General features: G+C 65.2%; 20 protein-coding genes, 1 tRNA gene and 1 pseudogene. 18 read left to right on the forward strand and 4 right to left on the reverse strand.

Annotation, left to right across the window (positions count from 1 at the left end; genetic code table 11):
* The first annotated feature begins 149 nt into the window (after window positions 1-149).
* The 12 genes and pseudogenes from HALKA_RS19135 (at window position 150) to HALKA_RS0105245 (ending at window position 11,879) form a co-directional block, all read left to right on the forward strand.
* Window positions 150-2,104 (forward strand): annotated as a pseudogene (locus tag HALKA_RS19135) (SLC13 family permease).
* 65 nt (window positions 2,105-2,169) lie between these two features.
* A tRNA-Pro gene (locus HALKA_RS0105195) sits at window positions 2,170-2,242 on the forward strand.
* 382 nt (window positions 2,243-2,624) lie between these two features.
* Window positions 2,625-2,840, forward strand: coding sequence for a DUF7557 family protein (locus HALKA_RS0105200; RefSeq protein ID WP_015762010.1), 216 nt, complete (start codon window positions 2,625-2,627; stop codon window positions 2,838-2,840).
* Window positions 2,841-3,242, forward strand: coding sequence for a type II toxin-antitoxin system VapC family toxin (locus HALKA_RS0105205; protein ID WP_018256983.1), 402 nt, complete (start codon window positions 2,841-2,843; stop codon window positions 3,240-3,242).
* A 565-nt stretch (window positions 3,243-3,807) separates the two neighbouring features.
* On the forward strand, window positions 3,808-4,701 hold the full coding sequence (locus HALKA_RS0105210; protein ID WP_018256984.1) for a hypothetical protein: 894 nt from the start codon (window positions 3,808-3,810) through the stop codon (window positions 4,699-4,701).
* A gap of 123 nt (window positions 4,702-4,824) precedes the next feature.
* Window positions 4,825-8,355, forward strand: coding sequence for an LAGLIDADG family homing endonuclease (locus HALKA_RS0105215; protein ID WP_018256985.1), 3,531 nt, complete (start codon window positions 4,825-4,827; stop codon window positions 8,353-8,355).
* Window positions 8,356-8,628, forward strand: coding sequence for a DUF7854 family protein (locus tag HALKA_RS0105220; RefSeq protein WP_018256986.1), 273 nt, complete (start codon window positions 8,356-8,358; stop codon window positions 8,626-8,628). It abuts the gene before it with no gap.
* 48 nt (window positions 8,629-8,676) lie between these two features.
* A complete protein-coding gene (locus HALKA_RS0105225) occupies window positions 8,677-9,237 on the forward strand; it encodes a DUF7504 family protein (RefSeq protein ID WP_018256987.1) in 561 nt (186 codons plus the stop codon).
* 39 nt (window positions 9,238-9,276) lie between these two features.
* Window positions 9,277-9,612: a DUF7855 family protein gene (locus HALKA_RS0105230; RefSeq protein WP_018256988.1), complete on the forward strand. Its 336-nt coding sequence runs from the start codon at window positions 9,277-9,279 to the stop codon at window positions 9,610-9,612.
* Window positions 9,609-10,406, forward strand: coding sequence for a DUF7856 family protein (locus HALKA_RS0105235; protein ID WP_018256989.1), 798 nt, complete (start codon window positions 9,609-9,611; stop codon window positions 10,404-10,406). Before HALKA_RS0105230 ends, HALKA_RS0105235 begins: the two co-directional genes overlap by 4 nt.
* Window positions 10,407-10,431: 25 nt before the next feature.
* Window positions 10,432-11,208 carry a DUF7857 domain-containing protein gene (locus HALKA_RS0105240; protein ID WP_018256990.1) on the forward strand — a complete coding sequence of 259 codons (777 nt, stop codon included), beginning with the start codon at window positions 10,432-10,434 and terminating at the stop codon, window positions 11,206-11,208.
* Window positions 11,205-11,879 carry a MinD/ParA family ATP-binding protein gene (locus HALKA_RS0105245; RefSeq protein WP_018256991.1) on the forward strand — a complete coding sequence of 225 codons (675 nt, stop codon included), beginning with the start codon at window positions 11,205-11,207 and terminating at the stop codon, window positions 11,877-11,879. Before HALKA_RS0105240 ends, HALKA_RS0105245 begins: the two co-directional genes overlap by 4 nt.
* Window positions 11,880-11,909: 30 nt before the next feature.
* Here the strand turns inward: HALKA_RS0105245 and HALKA_RS0105250 are convergent, their stop codons facing one another.
* Window positions 11,910-12,770, reverse strand: coding sequence for a transcription initiation factor IIB (locus HALKA_RS0105250; RefSeq protein WP_018256992.1), 861 nt, complete (start codon window positions 12,768-12,770; stop codon window positions 11,910-11,912).
* Window positions 12,771-12,963: 193 nt separating this feature from the next.
* Between HALKA_RS0105250 and HALKA_RS0105255 the strand changes: the two genes are divergently transcribed.
* Window positions 12,964-13,470: a DUF7858 family protein gene (locus tag HALKA_RS0105255; RefSeq protein ID WP_018256993.1), complete on the forward strand. Its 507-nt coding sequence runs from the start codon at window positions 12,964-12,966 to the stop codon at window positions 13,468-13,470.
* A gap of 193 nt (window positions 13,471-13,663) precedes the next feature.
* Here the strand turns inward: HALKA_RS0105255 and HALKA_RS0105260 are convergent, their stop codons facing one another.
* Window positions 13,664-14,377, reverse strand: a complete 714-nt coding sequence (locus HALKA_RS0105260; protein WP_018256994.1) for a ParA family protein — start codon at window positions 14,375-14,377, stop codon at window positions 13,664-13,666.
* Window positions 14,378-14,424: 47 nt separating this feature from the next.
* Complete coding sequence (locus tag HALKA_RS0105265; RefSeq protein WP_018256995.1) at window positions 14,425-14,844, reverse strand: HIT family protein; 420 nt, start codon at window positions 14,842-14,844, stop codon at window positions 14,425-14,427.
* A 197-nt stretch (window positions 14,845-15,041) separates the two neighbouring features.
* Between HALKA_RS0105265 and HALKA_RS0105270 the strand changes: the two genes are divergently transcribed.
* The 5 genes from HALKA_RS0105270 (at window position 15,042) to HALKA_RS0105290 (ending at window position 19,173) form a co-directional block, all read left to right on the forward strand.
* Window positions 15,042-15,422 (forward strand): secondary thiamine-phosphate synthase enzyme YjbQ, encoded by a 381-nt coding sequence (locus HALKA_RS0105270; RefSeq protein ID WP_018256996.1) that lies wholly within the window; start codon window positions 15,042-15,044, stop codon window positions 15,420-15,422.
* Window positions 15,423-15,547: 125 nt separating this feature from the next.
* Window positions 15,548-16,789: a hypothetical protein gene (locus HALKA_RS19140; protein WP_018256997.1), complete on the forward strand. Its 1,242-nt coding sequence runs from the start codon at window positions 15,548-15,550 to the stop codon at window positions 16,787-16,789.
* A 242-nt stretch (window positions 16,790-17,031) separates the two neighbouring features.
* Window positions 17,032-18,447, forward strand: a complete 1,416-nt coding sequence (tnpC, locus tag HALKA_RS0105280) for an IS66 family transposase (protein ID WP_026190087.1) — start codon at window positions 17,032-17,034, stop codon at window positions 18,445-18,447.
* A 17-nt stretch (window positions 18,448-18,464) separates the two neighbouring features.
* Window positions 18,465-18,824, forward strand: a complete 360-nt coding sequence (locus HALKA_RS0105285) for an ArsR family transcriptional regulator (protein ID WP_018256998.1) — start codon at window positions 18,465-18,467, stop codon at window positions 18,822-18,824.
* A gap of 1 nt (window position 18,825) precedes the next feature.
* A complete protein-coding gene (locus HALKA_RS0105290; protein ID WP_018256999.1) occupies window positions 18,826-19,173 on the forward strand; it encodes a DUF7521 family protein in 348 nt (115 codons plus the stop codon).
* A gap of 125 nt (window positions 19,174-19,298) precedes the next feature.
* Here the strand turns inward: HALKA_RS0105290 and ileS are convergent, their stop codons facing one another.
* Window positions 19,299-22,523, reverse strand: coding sequence for an isoleucine--tRNA ligase (gene ileS / locus HALKA_RS0105295; protein ID WP_018257000.1), 3,225 nt, complete (start codon window positions 22,521-22,523; stop codon window positions 19,299-19,301).
* Window positions 22,524-22,607: the final 84 nt, after the last annotated feature.

A 22,607-nucleotide genomic window follows, 5' to 3' on the forward strand; every position in this document is an offset into this window, starting at 1 on the left:
CACCGATCGCACTGCCGTCGTGCGATCGGGTGTGCATTGATTTTCAATGGCTACTATAACAGGAGCGGCTCGGGATAAGCGAGCGCGAACGCGACCGGCCCGCGAGGGTGACGTTTTTATCCTCGCCGGCCCCCTCCTCTGCTGTGACACTGCCACCGATCACGCCGGCGATGGCGTTCGTCTTCGCCGTCGTCGCCGGTGCGCTCGTCCTCTTCGCGACCGAGCGCGTGCCCGTCGACGTGACCGCCATCGGCGTGATGGTGGCGCTGCTGGTCGTCGAACCGCTGACCGCGCTGCTGGCCGACGCCGGAGTGCTGGCCGGGCGACTCTACGTCCTCCACGAGCCCGGTGACGCCGTCGATCCGGTGGCCGTGGGGCTCTCGGGCTTTGCCTCCCCGGCGACGCCGTCGATCCGGTGGCCGTGGGGCTCTCGGGCTTTGCCTCCCCGGCGACGATCACCGTCCTCGCGATGTTCGTCCTCTCGGCGGGAGTCCAGCGGACCGGCGTGATCCAGGTTCTGGGGGCCAAGGTCGCCGCTCTGACCGGCGACAGCGAGTCCAGACAGCTCGGGGCGACCGTCGGCATCGTCGGTCCGATCTCGGGCTTTATCAACAACACGGCGGCCGTCGCCATCCTGCTGCCGATGGTGACCGACCTCGCACACGAGGGCCGGACCTCACCCTCGAAGCTGTTGATGCCCCTCTCGTTCGCCTCGATGTTCGGCGGGATGCTCACGCTGATCGGCACCTCGACGAACATCCTCGCCAGCGACCTCGCCGGCCGACTGGCGATCGAAGATCCGGCGCGGTACGGCGATCTCCACGCGTTCTCCATGTTCGAGTTTACCCAGCTCGGCGTCATCTTGCTGGTCGTCGGCTCGATCTACCTCATGACGATCGGTCGCCGGCTCACCCCAGAACGCATCAAACCGCGGGGCGATCTGACCCAGAAGTTCGAGATGGCCGACTACCTCACCGAAGTCGTCGTCCGCGAGGACTCGCCGATCGTCGGCCAGACCGTCCACGACGCGCTGGAAGAGACCGACTTCGACATCGAGATCGTCCAGTTGATCCGGGATCGGCGCACCTTCCTCGAACCGCTCGGATCGAAGTCGATCCGGGCCGGCGACGTGTTCGCGATCCGGACCGACCGGGACACGCTCGTCGAACTGCTCGACGCCGAGGGTCTGGACGTGGTTCCCGACGCGGTCGTGGGCGAGGCGGAACTCGAAGCTGCCGAGGAACGACAGAACCTCGTCGAAGTCGTGATCGCACCGGGTTCGGAACTGGTCGGCGACTCGCTCCGGTCGACGAACTTCCGACAGCGCTACGACGCCAGCGTCCTCGCGCTCCGACGCGGCGGCGAGTTGATCCGCCAGCGGATGGACCGGACGACGCTTCGCGTCGGCGACACGCTCCTGATTCAGGGAGCCGGCGACAGCATCGACCGCCTGAACAACAACCCGAACTTCATCGTCGCTCGCGAGGTCGAACGCCCCGACTTCCGGAAGTCGAAAGTCCCCGTCGCCGTCGGTATCGTCGCCGCCGTCGTCGCCGTCGCGGCACTCACGCCGGTCCCGATCGTCGTCTCGGCGCTGGCCGGGGCGCTCGGGATGGTCCTCTCTGGCTGTCTGCACTCCTCGGAAATCTACGACGCCGTCCAGTGGGACGTGATCTTCCTGCTCGCGGGCGTCATCCCGCTGGGGCTCGCCCTGGAGGCGACCGGCGGAGCGACGCTGCTGGCCGACCTCCTCGTGCTCGCCGCGCCGTCGTTCCCGCCGCTCGTGGTGCTCGGGCTGATGTACGTCGTCACGGCTGTCCTGACGAACATCATCTCGAACAACGCCAGCGTCGTCCTCATGATTCCCGTCGCCGCCGAGGCCGCCGTCCAGCTCGGGGCCAACGCCTTCGCGTTCGTGCTGGCCGTGACCTTCGCCGCCTCGACGGCCTTCATGACGCCCGTTGGCTACCAGACGAACCTCTTCGTCTACGGCCCCGGCGGCTATCGCTTCACCGACTATCTGCAGGTCGGCGCGCCGCTACAGGCGGTCTTTGCCGTCGTCACGACGCTGGGCATCGCCTACTTTTGGGGTCTGACTCCGTGACAGGGTGTGTCGATGTGCCACCGCAACGAAACCCTTTACTCAGCGACGGCCGCATCTCTGTGTACGGGATCGTGGGTTAGCCTGGTATACTTCGGGCCTTGGGTGCCCGTGACCCCGGTTCAAATCCGGGCGATCCCATCCACCTTTTTCATCGTCGCCCTTCCTCGCGAGCCTGCGGCTCGCTACGGCGAGGGCTCCTCGAAAAACGTGGGCGAAAAAGACTCTCCGAGTCGCACCTCCGGTGCGCTCGGAGTGAAACGCCTCGCTTCGCTCGGCGTATGCCTGACGCCACGAAGCCTTTCGGGATGGCCGACAAGAATCGAAATGAGGCCCTGCTGAGAGTAAGCCCGCGAGGGCTTCGACTTCGAGGCGTGGAAGGCCGCCGAGCGGCTGGACACGTCTCGATCGACGATCAACCGTGCGCTGGACCGCGCTGACCTGTACGGTCTGTAGAGCGCGAGACCGTCGACTGGCTGTCGCGGCGAAAGAGATACCAAGCAACCGTACACAACGTATACATATGACCACGATTCGAGTCAACGACGAGGTGAAGGAACGACTCCGAGACCTGAAACGGGACGACGAGAGTTTCAACGACCTGCTGGACCGTTTGAGCCGGAGCGAGAAGGACGTGGAAGCAATTGCCGACTCACTCCCGCCTGTCGACGACGAAGATATCGAGCGGATGGACAATGCGCGGGATCGGTTGAACGACTCGCTGGAGGAACGCCGGTAGATGATCGTCCTCGACAGAGACGTTCTTGTGAAGCTGCGCAACTCCAACGAGACAGTCGTTCAGCACCTCCAGCAGTACAGCACACGCGAGTGGACGATCCCTTCGCACGTCGCCTGGGAATCGTTTCAGTACCATAGCACTCGGGCGGAGATGCTACAAGAACAGCACCATCTCCGGTCGAGCTTCGACAGGATTCTCTCCTTCACAGCCGATGCAGCACTTGAAGCCGCCTACATCGATCGGAAGCTACAGTCACAGGACGTGACTCTCGACGGGATCGACCTGCTGAATCTGGCGACCGCCCACGAAGCCGGTGGGATGTTCGTCACACACAACAGGAGTGACTTCGACAAGGAGCCGATTACGCAGTTAGCCGATGTCGACGTTGTACACACCGAGTGAATATCTTGCGTCGGGAGAGCAGTACCCAGCGGGGTAGGATTGCCCCGACACTGCCCGAATAGAACAGCAGTTCGGACGACGTGAGTGCCTACACGCTTCGCCAGAGCGTTGCGTGGTGGATGGCTCCAGGCAGCGGATGGAAACACGCTCTCCGACGTTCGAAACCGACACATACAGCCGACAGTATCAGTGCTATCTGCCGATTCGACAGAGCAGAATCGACCGCACGACGGCGGCGATTGTCCGTATGAGTGGTAGTGTTCAGATAAGCCGCTGCATTTTCTGAGTTGGAGACACCGAAAGCCCTCGTACAGTTGCGGTCCCGCGACTCGCTGTGCGCGCTTCGCGTGCTTGCATCGTCGGGGTTCCCGCAACTGTACTCGCCCTTTCATACGGACGGTTGTAGGTATTTACCCATTCGACCGCACGATGGCGTGCGATCGATCTGGTAAAGATCTACAACTTTCCGTATCAGTGCTTCAGACTGCCTGCACTGATCTCTTATCTGAACACGACCGTATGAGTGGACAAAGCGTTTGTAACCGGGTACGGAAGTGTGGCAGAGATGGTCAACACGACGAAGCTGCTCTTGGGTCTCACCTTCGCACTGGTGCTTTTGATAGTGGACGTGCTCGTCTCGTATTTCACTGGCTCCCTGGGCGAAGGCGTTGCGACGTTTCTCATTCAGGCGCTCGGGACTGTTGCCACCCTCCTTTTCGTCGGAGCGACGTTTCTCACGGTCCGTCAAAACCGAAAGACGATCCAGGAGCTCAGAAAGGATCGAAAAAAGCAAGTCGTCATCGACGAACTCCAGTACGTCATCCAGCCCGCGATAGATCGCCTCGCCGGGAATATCGAGAAGCTGGAAGCGGGGTTCGTCGGCTGGAAACCCGGCGACCAAGCATTTCCAGCAGACGAGCAGTGGGTGCCCGAGGGTGGGCTGTCGATTCAGAAGCCCCTCTCGAAGACGCGAACGGACGAGGCAGCACTGTTGCGTTCGAAAGAGCGCCATCCGGCGTTACACTCGGAACTGGAGTCGTACGACACGACGGTCGATGATTTGACGGCGGCGGCACATGACGTGGTGCGGACAGCTGGTCCCGAACTGACGGCAAAAGTCGAACGTGACGTGGCCCGGTTCGATTTCTCTCGGGGGAGCATGAGTGTCGACCCGCCGCGGCTTTTGTCGTATCTCTTAGACGGCGAGGGGCAGGAGTTCCGAGACCTCCATACCGGCTGGTCGCAATTACTCGAACAGTACGGAGACGAGTTCCGGGCGCTCCTCGACGAGGTTGCTCTCGAAGAGCGCCAGCAACTCCGCAACGAGAAGCGTCGAACGCTCGCTGAATCACGACGGCTGCGGTCCGATCTCATCGAGATACGGAACACGCTCCAAGAGGAGTACGGGGTCTCGGTCAGCGAATTCACGCAGGAGAATCTCGTCGAGAGCGCCACATAACGACTACTGCAGCCGTCGATATGGTCCGAACCGGGGCTGACACGGGCACCTATCGTCTGGCACTGACTAGTTCCACCCTGGTTTGCGAACCTTCTTGAGCGAGGACGCACTATCTCGGTTTCAATGGCTACCGGCGTCGACAACACCGAACTCACCGACGCGTTCGAGGAGTTCTACCGGGACTACTACCGCAACGAGATCGGTGAACTCGCCCAGAAGTACCCCAACGACCAGAAGTCGCTGTGGGTCGACTGGGACGACCTCTATCGCTTCGACCCCGACCTCGCGGACGACGTGCGCAACCGGCCCGAGCAGATGCAGGACTACGCCGAGGAGGCGCTGCGCCTGTACGACCTCCCGGTCGACGTGAAGCTCGGCCAGGCCCACGTCCGCTTTCACGACCTCCCCGAGTCCGAGGACATCCGTGCGATTCGCCACGAGCACCACGGGATGCTCATCGCCGTCCAGGGGATCGTCCGCAAGGCGACCGACGTTCGGCCAAAGGTCACGAACGCCGCCTTCGAGTGCCAGCGCTGTGGCACCCTCACCCGGATTCCCCAGGTCGCCGGCGACTTTCAGGAGCCCCACGAGTGCCAGGGCTGTGAGCGCCAGGGGCCCTTCCGCCTGAACATGGACCAGTCGGAGTTCGTCGACGCCCAGAAGATCCGCGTTCAGGAGTCACCAGAAGGACTGCGCGGCGGCGAGACCCCCCAGGCCATCGACGTGAACATCGAGGACGACATCACCGGCGAGGTGACCGCCGGCGACCACGTCCGGGTCACCGGTGTTCTCAAGCTCGACCAGCAGGGCGACGACCGCAGCCAGTCGCCGATGTTCGACCTCTACATGGACGGGATCGACGTCTCCATCGAGGACGAACAGTTCGAGGACATGGACATCACCGAAGAGGACAAGAAAGAGATCATCGAGCTGTCCAACGAGGACGACCTCTACGACAAGATGGTCGGTGCGATCGCGCCGTCGATCTACGGCTACGAGCGAGAGAAACTCGCGATGATGCTCCAGCTGTTCTCCGGGGTCACCAAACACCTCCCCGACGGGTCTCGGATACGGGGTGACCTCCATATGTTGCTGATCGGAGATCCGGGTACGGGGAAGTGCGTCGCCGGAGACACCCGTGTGACACTCGGCGATGGGACCGAAGTACCGATACGGGAACTCGCCGAGGACAATCTCGACGACCCGAAGCCGATCGACGACGGGGTCTGGGACAACGTCGACTTCGAAGTGCCATCGTTGCAGGACGACGGAACGATAACACGGCAACGGGCGACGAAAGTGTGGAAGCGAGAGGCACCGGATCACCTCTATCGAATCCGAACAGGCACGGGACGAGATCTGGACGTGACGCCGTCCCATCCGTTGTTTGTCCAGTCCAACGGGCGATTCCAGACGGTCACAGCCGACCATCTCTCTGAGGGAGACTTCGTCGCTGTGCCAAAAGAGGTCCCTGCCAACGGATCCGCGGATTTGGAGGTCAATTTCCGTCAGTCACAGTCGCACAACCGAATCGACCTGAAACTACCAGATGAGTGGACACCGGCACTCGCGCGACTGATCGGTTACATCGTTGCAGAGGGATACGTGGAGCAACGCGACGATAACACCGGATTCGTCTCGATAACGAACAACGATCGCGAAGTGCTCGATGATGCGACGAAGACACTGGAATCGCTGAATCTGAATGTGACGGAGCGCGCGGCCCACGAGGGGAAAGACGCACGTGATCTGATGTGCTCGGCCGGCGAATTCGTCAGTTTTCTCCACGAGCTCGATCCTGCTCTCTTGTCCTCGTCTGCGAACCTTCGAGTGCCACGGCCGCTGATGCAAGCGACCGAGGGCGCAAAAACTGCGTTCCTTCGGGGGTACATCGAAGGGGAAGGGCACGTGTCTGCGTCGCAACGGGAGATTACCGTTGCTTCGATGAGCAGAGGACTGCTTGAAGACGTTCGGACGCTTCTCTTGTCTGTCGGTGTCACGTCACAGCTACAATCGAGAAATAACGGGAGCTACCGTCTTCGAATCTCCGGTCGTTCCTTCGACAGATATGTCGACCGTATCGGGTTTGTCACCGATAGAAAAGCCGAGGCGTGTACGGAGTACGACGGCCAATCACAGAATACAAATCTCGATGTGATTCCCAATATCGGGGCAGAGCTCCGGCGAATCCGCGAAGCACTTGAGCTAACGCAGCACGACTGTGGCATCCCACGAACGACATACCAGCACTACGAGCGCGGTCGGCAGAATCCAAGTCGTCACAGCCTCTCGTCGGTGCTTGATGCTTTCGAACGCCGCTGGGCCGAGATCGAAACCACCGACGAGCACGTGTCCAGTGCCCACGCGGACGGTGGGGGTCTCGCAGCGATTCGCCGTGATCTTGATGCACTTCGAAACCTGAACGACGGCGACACCGCATGGGACAAAATCGAGTCAGTCGAACGAATCGAACCCGACGACGAGTGGGTGTACGACCTCGAAATCGAGGGGACACACAACTATCTCACGAACGGTGTCATCTCGCATAACTCCCAGATGTTATCATATATCCAAAATATCGCACCACGGTCTGTCTACACCTCCGGGAAGGGATCCAGCAGCGCCGGCCTGACTGCTGCGGCTGTGAGAGACGACTTCGGCGACGGCCAGCAGTGGACGCTGGAGGCGGGTGCGCTCGTGCTCGCGGACCTCGGGATCGCCGCCGTCGACGAGCTCGACAAGATGAATCCGGACGACCGCTCCGCGATGCACCAGGCCCTCGAACAGCAGGAGATCTCTATCAACAAGGCCGGGATCAACGCGACGCTGAAGTCCCGGTGTTCCCTGCTGGGGGCGGCCAACCCCAAGTACGGCCGGTTCGACCAGTTCGAGCCCATCGGCGAGCAGATCGATCTCGAACCCGCGCTGGTCTCGCGGTTCGACCTCATCTTTACGGTGACCGACGAGCCCGACGAGGAGGAAGACCGCAATCTGGCGAGTCACATCATCCAGACGAACTACGCGGGGGAACTCCACACCCATCGCGTGGAGAATCCCACCTCGGACTACAGCCAGGAGCAGGTCGACGCCGTCACCGAGGAGGTCGCGCCGACGATCGAGCCGGACCTGCTGCGGAAGTACGTCGCTCACGCGAAGACGAGTTGCTTCCCGACGATGACCGAGGAGGCAAAGACCGAGATCGAGGACTTCTACGTCGATCTGCGGGTCCAGGGGACCGACGAGGACGCCGCGGTGCCGGTGACGGCCCGAAAGCTGGAGGCGCTGGTCCGTCTCTCCGAGGCGTCGGCGCGGATCAGGCTCTCGGACACGGTCGAGAAAGAGGACGCCGATCGGGCGACCTCGATCGCTCGCTACTGCATGGAGCAGATCGGCGTCGATCCCGAGACCGGCGAGTTCGACGCCGACGTCGTCGAGACCGGCACCTCGAAGAGCCAGCGTGATCGGATACAGAACCTCAAGGGGATCATCTCCGACATCGAGGCGGAGTACGACGAGGGCGCGCCGGTCGACGTGGTCGTCGAGCGAGCGGAGGAGGTCGGAATCGAGGAGTCCAAGGCCGAACACGAGATCGAGAAGCTCAAGCAGAAAGGCGAGGTGTACGAACCACGGACCGATCACCTGAGGACGACGTAGATGGACCGCATCTCAGCACTCCGGAACGTCGAGGACGCACTCGCTCGCTTCGAACGGGGCGAGTGTTCGCTGACCGATCTCGAAGCGGAGGTCCGGGGCGTCTTGCGAACCTACGCGACCGACTTCGACGGGGAGTTGCAGGCCTACCGCGCGGACGGCGGCGACGCCGACGGCGTCGTCGTCCTGGCGAGTTCGCGCCCGGACGCCCGCGACCGAGTCCAGGCGCTCGTCGAGTCGCCGGGCCGCTTCGAGGTGACGCCGGTCGATCCCTGATCTGGCAGTGGAAAGGGATTTGCGGGTGTAGTCCCTGTGGTTCCGGTAATGCAGTCCGTGATCGACCGGTTGGACGGTGTGACGACGCTCTTGCTCTGTGGGTCGTGTGCGCGGACCGACGAACTCTGTGGGCGACTGCTGGCCGAGGGCGGTGCCGCGGGCCGGACGGTGCTGTGGGTCTCTTTCGGGCAGTCGCCGTCGGAGTGTCTCGACGACACGGTCGCGGCGGACGCCGACCGTGCCGTCCTCGCGGTCGGCACGACCCCCGCGGGCGAGCGAGACGACGACGTCACCGTCGAGGTGATCTCGACGCCCAGTGACCTCGCGGCGCTGGGGATCAAACTCAGCCAGTTCATCGCGGAGACCGACGGCGAGCTGACGGTGTGTTTCGACTCGTTGACCGAGCTGCTCGGCCACGTCGCGGTCGAAACGGCCTACGAGTTCTTGCACACGGTGACCCGACAGTGCTACCTCGCGGACGCTCGGGCCCACTTTCACCTCGATCCGGCGGCCCACGACGCACAGGCGGTCGCCTCGATCACGTCGCTGTGCGACGCTCGTGTCGACCTCGACAGCACGCCGCCGGTCCGCGTTCGAAACGATCGGTAGTCCGTAAATTTAAACACTGAAAGCGAGGATCGTGGGCGTATGTTCCTCGTGATCACGTACTCGCGGTCGGCACGGTCGTCGCTGCGCAACGTCACGCGGGCCCACGAGGAGACGACCGTCCGGCAGTTCGGCCGCGCGGCACTGCTCGCAGGGACGGCCTTCGGGGCGTTTCAGGCGTGTCGACTCCGCGAGAAGCACGGACGGGACGTACAGGTCGAGCGCGTCGAGCCGTTCGTTCCGGCGGACGTGCCCGCCGACGTTCGCGATGCCGCCGAGGCCTACGAGGACCGCGACCAGCCGTCGGTTCCCTATCGCCAGTTTTCCGCCGGGACCGACCACCCCGGGCCGTCGGCGCTCCGGGAGCGAGACCTGTGATCGTCCGGACGGCAGACCGAACGTGGTGTGGCAGCGTCGCGGACCTCCGGGCGACCGGCGTCTCCAGCCACCAGGTCGCCGATGCCGTCCGCGGCGACGACGCCCCCTGTCGCGTCCACTGTCCCCCACCGGGACCGCTCTTCGACCGCGCGGGGCACGTCCACCCGGAGATGGGACTCCGGATCCGGCCGGCGCTCGCGGTCGCCGCCAGGACTCGCGGCCTCACGCCACCACAGGCCGACGAGATCGAGCGACTGCGGGCCGAGCGAGACGAGATCGACGTGGACGAGCGCGTGCCACAGCACGCGACACCGCCCGAAGACGATCCGGGAGCTCTCGAAGAACGCGTCGCCGAACTCCGCGGTCGGATCTCGGCACTGCGAGCGCACGACCTGGACGCCAGCGACGAGCGGGCGGCACTGCGTGAGGCTGCCGCGCGGCTGTCGGAGGCACAGACGACCCGTCTCGCGGCCGCACAGACCCGGCAGGCGACACGCGAACAGCGAGACCGACGCCAGCGTCGCCTCCGCCTCGACGACCGGATCGCCAACCGCGAACGCGACGCGCGCTCGTGGCTGGTCGAGCGCGTCCGCGGGCCCTACGAACGGGCCGTGTTCGCGCTCGATCCCGGTGCCGACCCGTTCGACTGTGACCCGACGACCGCCGCTCTGGCGATCCTCCGTGTCGGGACCCAGCGAGGGCCGGTCGTGCTCGCGACGGAGCAGTTTCCGACGCCGGCCGCCGCGGCCGCCTGGATCGAGGGACCTGTCGTCGCCTGCGGCCCGGACGTTTAAATCGCGTGACGGGGCCACTGACCGTATGGTTTCGGTGGACGCGAGTGCGACGGCGATCGACGGTGTGACGCTCGTGACGGTCTCGCTGGACAGCGACGGGCCAGCCCGTCGGGTCCGCGTCGAACAGCGACTCGACGGTCCGGTCTGGCCGCCCCGCTGTGAGGGCGAACCCGAGCGCGGCTGGGACGAGTCGGGATACGAGGGCGTCGTGCCGGCCGACGGACGGCTCGCGCTGGGGTACGCGACGCCGGCACCACCGGCTCAACAGCCGGTCGCGGTCGAGGAACGCGAGGTCGTCCCGGACGCGGAGGACGCCGCTGGCGAGGACGCGACGGCGGTCCTCCAGCGGCTCGGCGATCCGTCACCGCCCCGTGATGGGGTGCCCGCACCGGAGGCGACCGTCCGGGCCGACCCGCGTCCCGACTGTGACACGCTTCCGGCGGCCGAGGAGACGCCGGACGATCCCGGTCACGTGCCCTCTCCCGAGCACCCCGCGGGCGACGAGTCGACGGACCAGACAGTGCCGGACCGACGAGTGGGCTCGACAAATCCGGTGACCGACTGGCTCGACGGCGTCGAGGAGCGGGTGACGACTCTCGAACGACTGGACGCCGTCGAGACGGTCCCCGAGGCGACGACGGCCCTCCAGTCGACGGGTGGACTCGCCGCCGGCCGGCGAGCCGCCCGCGCGTGTGCCGCCGACCGACGCCGGCTCCTGTCGGTCGCAGACCGCGCACGCAGACTCGCAGATCGGATCGAGGCGACCGATCCGCCGCTGTCGTCGCTGGAGCGACTGACATGATCCTGGCCGTGACGGGCGGCAAGGGCGGCGTCGGGAAGTCGACGGTCGCGTACAACCTCGCCGCCAACCTCGACGCCGTCGTCGTCGACGGCGACCTCGGTATGGCAGACCTGCCCGCCGACCACGGGCCGGATCTGCACGACGTACTCGCCGGACGTGCGGATCCTATCGAGGCCGTCAGAGAGGGGCCACCGGTCTCGATCCTGCCGTGTGGACGCAGTCTGGCCGGCGCTCGTGCCGGCGATCCCACGGCGCTCGTCTCCGCGATCGAAGCCGTCGAGCGCGCCTACGGCGACGTGGTCGTCGACTCTCCGGCGGGGTTGCGAGCCGATGTCGGTCTCCCGCTGTACGTCGCCGACGCGTGTGTGCTGGTGACTACCCCGTCCGAATCGGCCGTTACGGACGCGGTCCGGGTTCGTGAACTGGCACGGGAACTCGACGCCGGCCTGGCACGCGTCGTCCTCAATCGCGCGGACGACGGCGCGAACCCCGACGCCGTCGCGGCGACGCTCGGCGCGCCGGTGACCACGGTGCCCGACGACGCAGTCGTCGCGGACGCACAGGCCGCTGGCCAGCCGGTCTGTCGGGCGTCGCCGGGAACGCCCGCCTGCCAGGCGTTTCGATCGCTCGCCGACGCCGTCGAACGGGTCTGTCGCGGCCACCGCCCGTAGCTGCTGTTCCGTGCCGTTTGTCGCCGACCGTCAGTCCTGGAGGGCCTGATACGTCGACCGAAGCGTCACCGGACTCACGTCTGCGACGGCGGCCGCCCGAGCCTGCGTCAGCTCGTAGTCCGCCTCTCGGGCGGCGGTGTAGAGACACGCGGCGGCGACGCCACCGGGATTCTTGCCCGCGATCAGATTGCGCTCTGCTGCCAGATCGGCCAGTGCCGTCGCTCGGCGTTCGATCTCGTGGGGCACGTCGAGCTCGCTTGCGAACCGCGGGAGATACTCGCGCGGATCGATCGGACCCGTCGGCAGTCCCAGCTCGCGGTTGATCGCGTCGTAGGCGACCCGTAGCTCGCCGCTGCTGGCCTGAGCGTCGGCGGCGACCTCCTCGACGGTCCGCGCGATCTCGCTCGTGCGACAGGTCGCGTACACCGCTGCGGCCGCGAACCCCTCGATCGACCGTCCCACCAGGAGATCGGCCTCCTGTGCGGACTCGAAGAGGACACAGGCCCGATCCCGAATCGTCGACGAGAGGTCGAGCCGACTCACGAGTCGCCGGATCTCGATGAAGCCGATGCGCTGGTTCCGATCGCGCTTCGAGCCCGTCTGGGCGCGGCTGTGCTCCCGACGGAGGCGCGCCATCTGGCGGCGCTTGCGCCCCTTGAGCCGGGTCGATCGTCCGATCTCCGTCGAGAGCCCGCGGTCGTGGCGCGAGCGGGTCAGCGGCGCGCCGGTGCGTGCCTTCTGCTCTCCGTCGTCCTCGAACGACCGCCACTCGGGGCCGCGGTCGAGCTGGTCCTCGTCGACGACGAGGCCACACTGGGTACACACTGCTTCGCGTGCCGATGCATCGATCGAGCCGTCACACTCCGGACATCGCTGTGCCGTTTGACTCATTGTATTTCGAGATTCGTCCGGATGGACTATTTAAAACCGGGTCGTTCGGCCGGTGATCGGCGGTTTCGCGAGAATTTTACCAACCGGTAACCGGTAGGTAAAACGTCAGTGTGGCCGGTCGAACCCGTCACCGACCAGCGCCGGCTTTCGACGTTCAATGGGTTTAAATTACGTGGAGACTGAACTGATGGTAATGACTCTCTCCGAGATCGCGGCCGGCATCGAGGTGACTGCCACCCAGCGCCAGCACGGCGTGGCGTCGGTCGATCGAACGGAGGGGACGCTGGCGGAACGCCTCGACGGCGTCGCGACCCGGCTCCCCTGTGATCCCGAGCGGGCGGCGACGCTGGTCGAGGCCTACGCGGCGGGCGAGAGCGTCGGTGACGCCGGGCGGGCGGCGGGACTCACACCGCTTACGGCAGCCAAGACGCTCCACCTGTGTGGCGAACACGTCTGTCCGCTCAGCCCGCGCCAGCGCGACGTGCTCGACGACTGGCTATCGGGCGACCTCGCTCGCAGCGAGGCGGTCGCACTCACCGGCGCGAGCGAACGCGAGTTCGCGCTGGCGACGTACGTCGCAACGCACGAACCGATCGCCGACGCGCGCGAAGCGCTCGAAGGCGCGCTGACCGACGGTCGGGGGACCGACCGACAGGCGTCGCTTGGCGACGCCGTCGAGCAGCCGTCGGATCTGTTTTGATACGGTTTATTGTAGTTGCTTACCGGTGATCGTCTACTCCGTGGCGACGATCACCGGTAAATCGCTACAATAATCCGTATGAGACGGGGGAGACGCTCACCGGTACGTCGCTACAACTGTCCGTCTGCGGCCGTGGCCGTCACCGTCGTCTCATCTCCGGCCGCTGTTCGACACCGCAGGCAAGCCAGCGGTGTCACCTCAGCAGACCCTCTTCCGGGAAGTCGAGATCGAGCGAGCAGCGACACAGGGCTTCGGTCATCGCCGCGACGGCGGGTGCGAACTCCGTGTCGGGATCGGTCGCGGTCGGCTCCGTCGCGCCACGTTCGGCGGTCGGGAGCTCGTAGTCCGCCGACAGCGCTGCCTCGCCGTCGGCGAACGTCCCAACCACCGCGTCGGCGTCGAATCCCAGGTCGACGAGTCGCCCGCGCATCCGGGGCAGGTGGTCGTTGCCGCGCCGGGTCGCCGGTGCGACGAGCGCTCGCCGATCGGCCCCGCGGACCGCTGCGACGGCCTGGTTGTCGGCGACCGGGGGCACGTCAAGCAACACGTGGTCGTACCGTCCCGCGGCGTGGTCGATACACGTCTCCAGTCGCTGTGCCGCGTCGACCGTCTTGGCGCGTGCGAGTCGCTCGAACGGTGCGTGGGCGGGGTACAGTGCCACCTCGCCGTCCAGCTCGGGCCACCCCGGAATGGCCGCCTCCGAGAAGCCGGTCTCCTCGACCAGGACCGCCGTGAGATCGGGGTCCAGTCGCCCCTCGACGTAGGTCGACAGTCCCTGTGTGTCGAGCGCGGCGTCGAGGACGGCGACCGAGTGACCGCCCCGCGCCAGCGTCGCCGCGGTCTCGACGACGGTGCGTGTCGTGCCGACGCCGCCAGCGACGCCGACGAACGCGAGCGTGTCTGCCATCGTAATCTTCGCTCACTCGCCACAGAATAAAAAGGGTCGGACTCCGGTTACGGCTCGATCGCCGCTTCGATCTCGTCGAGTTCGTCGTCCGAGAGGTCGGGCCGGGAGCCGAATATCGCGTGGATCGGACCGCTGCCGTCGCCCTCGAAGCGGGGGACGACGTGGGCGTGGACGTGGGGGACCTCCTGACCGGCGTCCTCGCCGTTGTTGAAGGCGACCGTCGTGGCCGGTGCGTCGACGGCGGCCTCGACGGCCGGGACCACCTGGTGAAGCGCGCTGTACAGGCCCGTCGCTTCCTCGGCCGGCACGTCGTCGAGGCGCTCGTGATGGTTTCTGGGGATCACGAGCGTGTGGCCGCGAGCCAGCGGGTTCGCGTCGAGGAACGCGACGGCGTCGTCGGTCTCGTGGACGATTCGGCCGGGGATGTCGCCCTCGACGATCGAACAGAAGATGCAGTCCTCGCTCATACTCTCCCGTGGGTCCGGCGACCAAATCAAAGTTCGCCACTCGTCCGTCGGTGCCCGCGACGATCACTCGCGGATACCGACCGGTTCACGTTCTCCGCCATTCACGTCTGATACGGAAAGTTGTAGGTCTTTACCAGATCGACCGCACGCCGTCGTGCGGTCGACTGGGTAAACGCCTACAACCGTCCGTATGAGCCATGCCGACGTTCACAGTCGAGACGGACCGCCGCTGTCAGGTCGTCGACGTGACCGACCAGGTCGAGTCGGCGCTGCCCGCCGATGCCAACGGAACTGCGACGATCTTCGTCCGACACACGACGGCCGGCGTCGCCGTCAACGAGGCGGAGTCTCGCCTGCTCGGTGACTTCGAGTCGATGCTGACCGATCTCGTGCCCGACGACAGGTGGGACCACGACCGACTCGACGGCAACGCCGACGCCCACCTTCGGACGCTGCTGCTCGGACCGGGCGAGACCGTTCCGGTCGACGAGGGAGCCCTCTCGCTCGGGACCTGGCAGTCCGTGTTGCTCGTGGAGTGTGACGGTCCACGACGGCGGACGGTGACGGTTCGAGCGTGACGACCGATCGTCCGATACGCTCCGGTCGCTTCTCAGACGGCGTATAAACCCTTCGCCGATGCTTGCCGGCGCGCGGTCGACGACCCGGTATAAAGGTGTCCGGCTGTCATCGATTACGTACCACGATGGTTCCACCAGACGACCCCTCCCGACCGACGCGTCGCTCGGTTCTCCGCCGCGGCGCGACGGCCGTCGCGATCGGTCTTGCGACCGGACTCAGCGGCTGTACTGGAAGCTTGCCACCGCTGAGCAGCAAACCGAGGTACGGCCGCGTCGACGTTCCGGACGCCGGTCCGCCGAAGTACCGCCGCTGGCTCCCCGCGGGGTGGGACAGCGAAACGGACGAAGACTGGGTCATCACCTACGCCGAGCCCGGTCCGTTCGAGGGCCCCGTCCCCGAGGAGTTCGTCGCCAGGCGGGGGTTCCACAAGCTGGAGCTCGACTACTTCGGCATCGGCTACGAGAACTACGACAGCCTCACGACCACGAACCTCGCCACGGTGATCGAGGCCGAGTTCACCGCCGACGATGTCGCCGCCACGCTCGCGGACACCGGCTACGAGTCCGAGAGATCGTATCGCGGCTACGACGTGTACTCCCGTTCGGACGTACGCAGACGGGCTGCAGTACGAGACGGCGTCGTCGTCTGGGCAAGCGCAAACGAGCACAACGCCCCGGATATCGAGGGGACGATCGACGCCGGACACGGCCACACGGAACGGTATCACGAGCAAAACGACGCGTTCGAGGCGGTCACCGACGCGGCCGGTGCGAGCAGAATGTTGTACATCGGCGGCTCGCATCCCGGACTCAACCCTGAAATTGCCGAACTCGGTGCCGACGCGTTTCGGATCGACGACGGTGTCGCCTACCACCTGCTGATCGAACGGTACGAATCCGCCGCTGACAATTCCGCAGACAGGACAAAAAGCGCCCTCGAACAACAGCGACACGAACTCACCAAAGAGGCACGGACCGTCGACGTCGAGGCCGACGGCCGATTCATGACGGTCTCCGCCCGGGTTCCGACCCGGCCGAACCGCGAGCGCGATCCGATCGACGATCCGCCACAGGTCACCTGGGGTGGAAACTTCGATGCCGCGGCTCGAACCGTCACGCTTCGTCACGAGGCCGGCGAGTCGGCTGATTCAGATCTGATCTGCTACGACATCGACACGCCCGAGGACGGGGGAGAGGTCGAGAAGAAACCGCTCTGGCCCGACCAGAAGACGGTGAGTACAGGTGACGAGACGACTATCGACCTGAGCGACGAGCCTACCGCAGACGGGATCAGCGTGGTGTACGGACCGGCGGACGACGTTGGCTTCCGGATGCTATTCTCTCTGCCACTGGAGGACGACCGATGACAGTCGCGATCGCGTCTCGTCTCACACCTTCCCAGACGACACGACCTCGGACGACCGAGAGGAAGCTATTTGTTCCACGGTACGTGTTTAGCCCCAGCTGATTTCGTCACTGTCTCGTAGGAGGTGGTCTATGACAGACACATGGTCCGTCAGCAGAGAGTGAGTTTGTTTCCACAGGGATGGTCTCCGCTCCTCGGAGACCATCCCGTTGGCTCTGCTGGTGTCAATTCGTGGTGGGAGTGGTGAACGAGGACGATCTCACCAAGGACGAACTTCTCTCACGGTTTCTCCAGATGGAGGAGAAAATCCACGAGTTAGAGGAGAAACTCGACCAGAAGGATGAGCGGATCGAAGAACTCGAAACACGCCTGCGGAAGTACGAGAATCCGCACACGCCTCCCAGTAAGCGACGGTCGGGGACCGATGAGTCCCCGACCGAGCAAGACGACGAAGACGACGATGTCCGAACTGACGGTGGCACTCCTGGTCGGAAGGACGGTCACGACCCGGAGTGGCGTTCGACAGCTGATCCCGACGAAGAAGTCGAGGTCACCTGCGATTGTTGTCCTGAGTGTGGCGACCACTTCGACGAGTCGGTGGGCGTCAGCCCCCGACTCGTCGAGGAAATCCCGGACCCACAGCCACCGGAAGTCACCCAGTACAACCGCCACTGCTACCAGTGCCATTCCTGTGGAACGGAGACAGTTGCGACTCACCCCGACTGCCCCGATGAGGGGCAGTTCGGGGTGAACGTCATCGCCCAAGCAGCACTGTCTCGGTACGATTATCGCCTTCCCCACCGGAAGATCGCTGATCGCTTTGAGCAACTACACGGACTGGAGTTGTCGGGCGCGTCCGCGTGGCACGCGACCGAGCGCGCTGCGCGCGCCGGTCGCTGCGAGTACGAGCAGCTCCGACAAGAGATTCAAGATGCTGACGTGGTTCACATCGACGAAACAGGCGTCAAACGCGACGGTGAGCAAGCGTGGATTTGGACGTTTCGGACAGGCAAGCACACGTTATACGCGGTTAGACAGAGTCGTGGGAGTGATGTTCCCGCAGAAGTCCTCGGCGAGGACTTCGCGGGAACGGTCATCTGTGACGGATGGACGGCGTATCCAGCCTTCAGCAGTAATCTTCAGCGGTGCTGGGCACATCTTTTCCGGGAAGCCGAAGACGCTGCGAGTGACCACGAGGAGGCAGAACCGGTGTACCGATATCTCAAGCAGATGTTCGTCGGTCTCCAGTCGTGGCTGGAGACCGACCCGAGTCCTCGTGAACGAGCGCAGATGCATCGCTCATGCCAGAACGGACTCAGATCGCTCGTTGAGCGGTCAGTGACCACCGAATCAGTGGTAACACTGCTCGGGAAAATCGAAGGTGGGATCGACCACTGGCTCACCTTTGTGGGTGAGCCAGCGGTCTCCCCGACGAATAATACGGCTGAGAACGCACTTCGTGAACCTGTTGTTCTCCGGAAAATCATCGGCACGCTTCGGAATGACCGAGGAATGTTCGTTCACGAGACGGTCTTGTCCCTGCTGGCGACGTGGCGCCAGCAGGGACGCAATCCCTACCAAGAGCTTCGTCGAGTCGTCAGCAGCAATGAGATGATCTCACGCGCTCACGCTGTGCCGGCTGTTGAGACCTCCGGGTAAACACATACGTTCCACGTATGTCAGACAACGCTGTGAGCGAGGAGCCAGACGTTGCCGATGTCGTCGGCCTGCTCGACGACGAGCACGTTCGGTCGATCCTCGTCGCGACGAGTGCGGAACCGCTGTCGGCGAAGGAACTGGGAGAGCACTGCGATCTCTCGGTGTCGTCGATCTACCGCCGGGCCGACGAGCTCTGTGACTGTGCCCTCCTCGCCGAGCGAACGCGACCGCGCCGCGACGGCCACCACGAGACGGTGTACGTCTCGACGCTCGACCGGTTCGAGCTGACGATCCGCGACGGCGAACTGGACTGGACGATCGATCGGACGGAGAGCGACCCGGCCGACGAGCTCTCGCGGATGTGGGGACAGCTCTGAGATGAACGTCTTCAGCGCGCTCACCGACTTCACCGGCGTCGTCGGCCTCGCTGCCGGAGCGGCGGCGACCGGCTCCGCCCTCGTTGGCCTCTACATCGGCGGCCAGGCCTATCGCGGGCTCCGACGCAACGACGACCCCTCGATGCGGTATCTCTCGATCGGGATGATCCTGCTCTTCGGCGTGACGTACGTCCTGGCGCTGGCTGGACAGGGGCTCCTCACGTTCCGCATCGTCTCGATTCGCTACCAGAACGTGTTCCGGCTGATCGTCCGTCTCCTCCAGTTCGGCGGGCTCCTCCTGATCGCCTACTCCCTGCGTATCGCGACCGACGCTCGAACTGAGGAGTGATAGCTGCTCGCCCCGCTGGCGCTTCCGCCGGTCGTGATCCGTCTTCTCGGTGCAGTGTGACCGTTTCCCCGGTCGACCGCACGCAGTCGTGCGGTCGATCCGGTACAGATCTACAATACTCCGTCTTAGTCGTCTGCTTCGGCGGTCTCGACGGTGGCGATGGCGATCTCCATCTCGACGCCTTCGACCGTCCAGGTCTTGCGGTGGCCGTCCTCGACCTCGTCGAACTCGTCGGCGCGGACCTCCTCGGCGATGAGCTGCTCGTGTTCGCGCACGAGCTCGTCGATGCGCTCGTCGGCGACAGCGAGATCCAGCCGGATGCGCTCCTCCAGGTCTAGTTCCAGATCCTTGCGCATCTCCTGGACGCGGCGGATCACCTCGCGGGCGTACCCCTCGCTCTCGATGTCCTCCGTGAGCGTGGTGTCGACGTAGACGACGCCGTGGCCGCCCAGTGCCTCGAACTCGGTGCTCGCGACGCCTTCGGGCGTCTCGCGGCGGAACGACACCATCTCGTCGGTGAGCGCGACGGATTCGCCGAGCGCGTCCGAGACGGCGGCTTCCAGCGTGTCGAGGTGGGCCTCGTCGATGCGGGCCTCGTTGAGCGCGTTCATCACGCGGCCGGCGTCGTCGCCGAAGGCCGGGCCGAGTTCGCTCATGTCGGCCTCCGCGGAGTAGGCCAGTTCGCCCCAGGCGTCGCCGCCGCCGACGATCTCGACGGTACGGGCGTTGAGCCGGTCGGCGACGAGGTCGGTGTGGGCCTCGATGGCCGCGGTGACGTCGTCGCTGTCGGTGTCGATCACGACGCGCGTGACCGGCCAGCGGAGCTTGCGCTCGGCCTGCTGGCGGGCGTTCGAGCCGGCCTCCTCGACGGCGCGGGCGACGGCGACCTCGTCTTCGAGCGTGGGATCTCGCAGCTCCTCGTCGGCCGTCGGCCAGTCGCACATGTGCACCGTCGGGTGCTCGCTCTCGCCGGTGAGCGTCCCGTAGATCTCCTCGGCGACGAACGGCGTGAACGGTGCCAGCAGCGCGACGACCTCGCGGAGCACGCGATACAGCGTCGCGTAGGCGGCCCGCTTGGACTCGCTGTCGTCTTCCTCCCACATGCGCTCGCGGACCAGCTGGACGTAGTAGCGGGACACGTCCTCGACGACGAAATCGAGGATCCCCTCGATGGCGTCGTCCTGACGGAACTCCTCCATCGCTTCCGTCGCTTCGGCCTCGACCGTCTGGAGCCGCGAGAGCACCCACTCGTCGGCCAGGTCCAGCGTCACGTCGTCGACGGTCGTCGCCTCTGGGTCGAACCCGTCCATCCGCATGTACGGCAGCGGGAAGCGAAAGACGTTCCAGAGGATGTTGAGCCGTCGCTGCATCTCCTCGGTCCCGTCGTACGAGAAGTTCATGTCCTCGCCGCGGGCGGCAAGCGACAGGAGGAACGCGCGCATCGGGTCCGCGCCGTAGTCGTCGATGACCTCGCCGGGGTCGACGCGGATGTCCCTGGACTTGGACATCGCGCGCCCGTCGGGCATCAGCGCGTGGCCGTGCATCACGACGCGCTCGTAGGGACTCGCGCCGACCGCCGCCGTCCCCATCCCGAGCTGGGACCAGAACCAGCCGCGGGTCTGGTCGTGGGCCTCGATGATGAGGTCGGCGGGCCACAGTTCGTCGAAGGCCTCGGTCTCGGAGGGGTAGTCGATCGTTCCCCACGTCGCGACGGCGGAGTCGAGCCACACGTCGAACACGTCCGGCACCCGCTCGTAGGTGACCCCGTCTTCGGTGATCGTCAGGTCGTCGACGGTGTCCTTGTGGAGGTCGACGGTCTCGGGGTCGATCTCCTGGTCGACGGCGTCGGCCAGCTCCTCGCGGTCGCCGACGACGATGGCGTCGTCCATGTCGCCGCTCCACTCGACGGGCTCGCCGTCGGCGTCCTCGCTGGGCAGCCAGATCGGGACCGGTGTCCCCCAGTACCGCTGTCGCGAGACGTTCCAGTCGGGGGCCTCCTCGACGAAGTTCCGGAAGCGGTTCTCGCGGGCCTCGTGGGGGTACCACTCCGAGTCGCCGATGTTGGCGAGCAGGTCGTCTTTGATGTCCGTGATCGTGATGAACCACTGGTCGGTGACGATCTGGACGATACCCGTGTCACAGCGCCAGCAGTGGCCGTAGCTGTGTGTCGTCGTCTCGGCGGCCAGCATCCGACCGCGCGCTTCGAGGTCGTCGATGATCTCGCCGTCGGCGTCTTTGACGAACTGGCCCTCGTACGTCCCGGCGGCCTCGTCGTAGACGCCGTCCGGACCGACCGGACAGAAGGTCTCCAGTCCGAGTTCGCGCCCGCGCTCGAAGTCTTCCTCGCCGTGGCCCGGTGCGGAGTGGACCAGCCCGGTCCCCTCGCCCTCGGTGTCGACGTACGGTGCTTCGTACACCTGTCCAGCACCATCGCCGTCGGGTGCGTCGGGCACTACCTCGCGAAGCGGGTGGTCGTACTCCCAGCCGAGCAGGTCTTCGCCGCTCAGTTCCTCGACGATCTCGTAGTCGTCGTACCGACCCGCCCGGAGTACCTCGTCGACCTTCGGCTCGGCGACGTACAGCAGTTCCGTCTCGCCGTTCTGGGTCGCCTCGACGCCGACGTACGTCCCCTCGTCGTCGACCGCGACGAAGGTGTTTGCCGGGATCGTCCAGGGCGTCGTCGTCCAGACGACCAGATTCCCCTCGCGGTCGGCAAGGTCGAACTTCACGTAGATCGACGGGTCCTTTACGTCCTCGTACTCGACCTCGTTGTTGGCGATGGCGGTCTCACAGCGGGGACACTGGGTGATCGAGCGCTGGCCCTGCTCGACGAGGTCCCGCTCGTGAGCGTTGGCAAAGCCCCACCAGGCGGCCTCCATGTACTCGGGCTCGACCGTCCGGTAGGGATTGTCCCAGTCCATCCAGACGCCGAACGACTTGAAGTCCTCCTGCAGGCCTTCGAGGCTCGTCTCGGCGAACTCCCGGCAGGCGTCGACGAAGTTCTCGACGCCGAACGCCTCGATGTCTTTCTTGTTCCGGAACTCTTTCTCCTCCTCGACCTTGGTCTCGATCGGCAGGCCGTGCATGTCGTAGCCCGGCCGGTCGGTCACGTCGTAGCCGCACATTCGCTTGTAGCGGATGTACACGTCTTTGAGGCTCTTGTTCCAGGCGTGGCCCATGTGGGCCGAACCCGAGGTGTAGGGCGGTCCGTCGACGAAGAAGAAGTCCTCGCCGTCGGCCCGGTGCTCCACTGTCTTCTCGTAGGCGTCGATATCGTCCCAGTACTCGAAGACCCGCTCCTCGACCGCGGCGGGGTCGTACTGGTCGTCGACGGGGGCGAAGCGTTCCATACCCGACTACAGCGACGCCGGGACTAAAGGACAATCGGTTGTGTGTGACCCCGCCGCGGGGCACGCCGAGACGCCCGGCCGGGT

Origin of the sequence: Halomicrobium katesii DSM 19301, assembly GCF_000379085.1 — an archaeon.
GTDB classification, from domain to species: Archaea; Halobacteriota; Halobacteria; order Halobacteriales; family Haloarculaceae; genus Halomicrobium; species Halomicrobium katesii.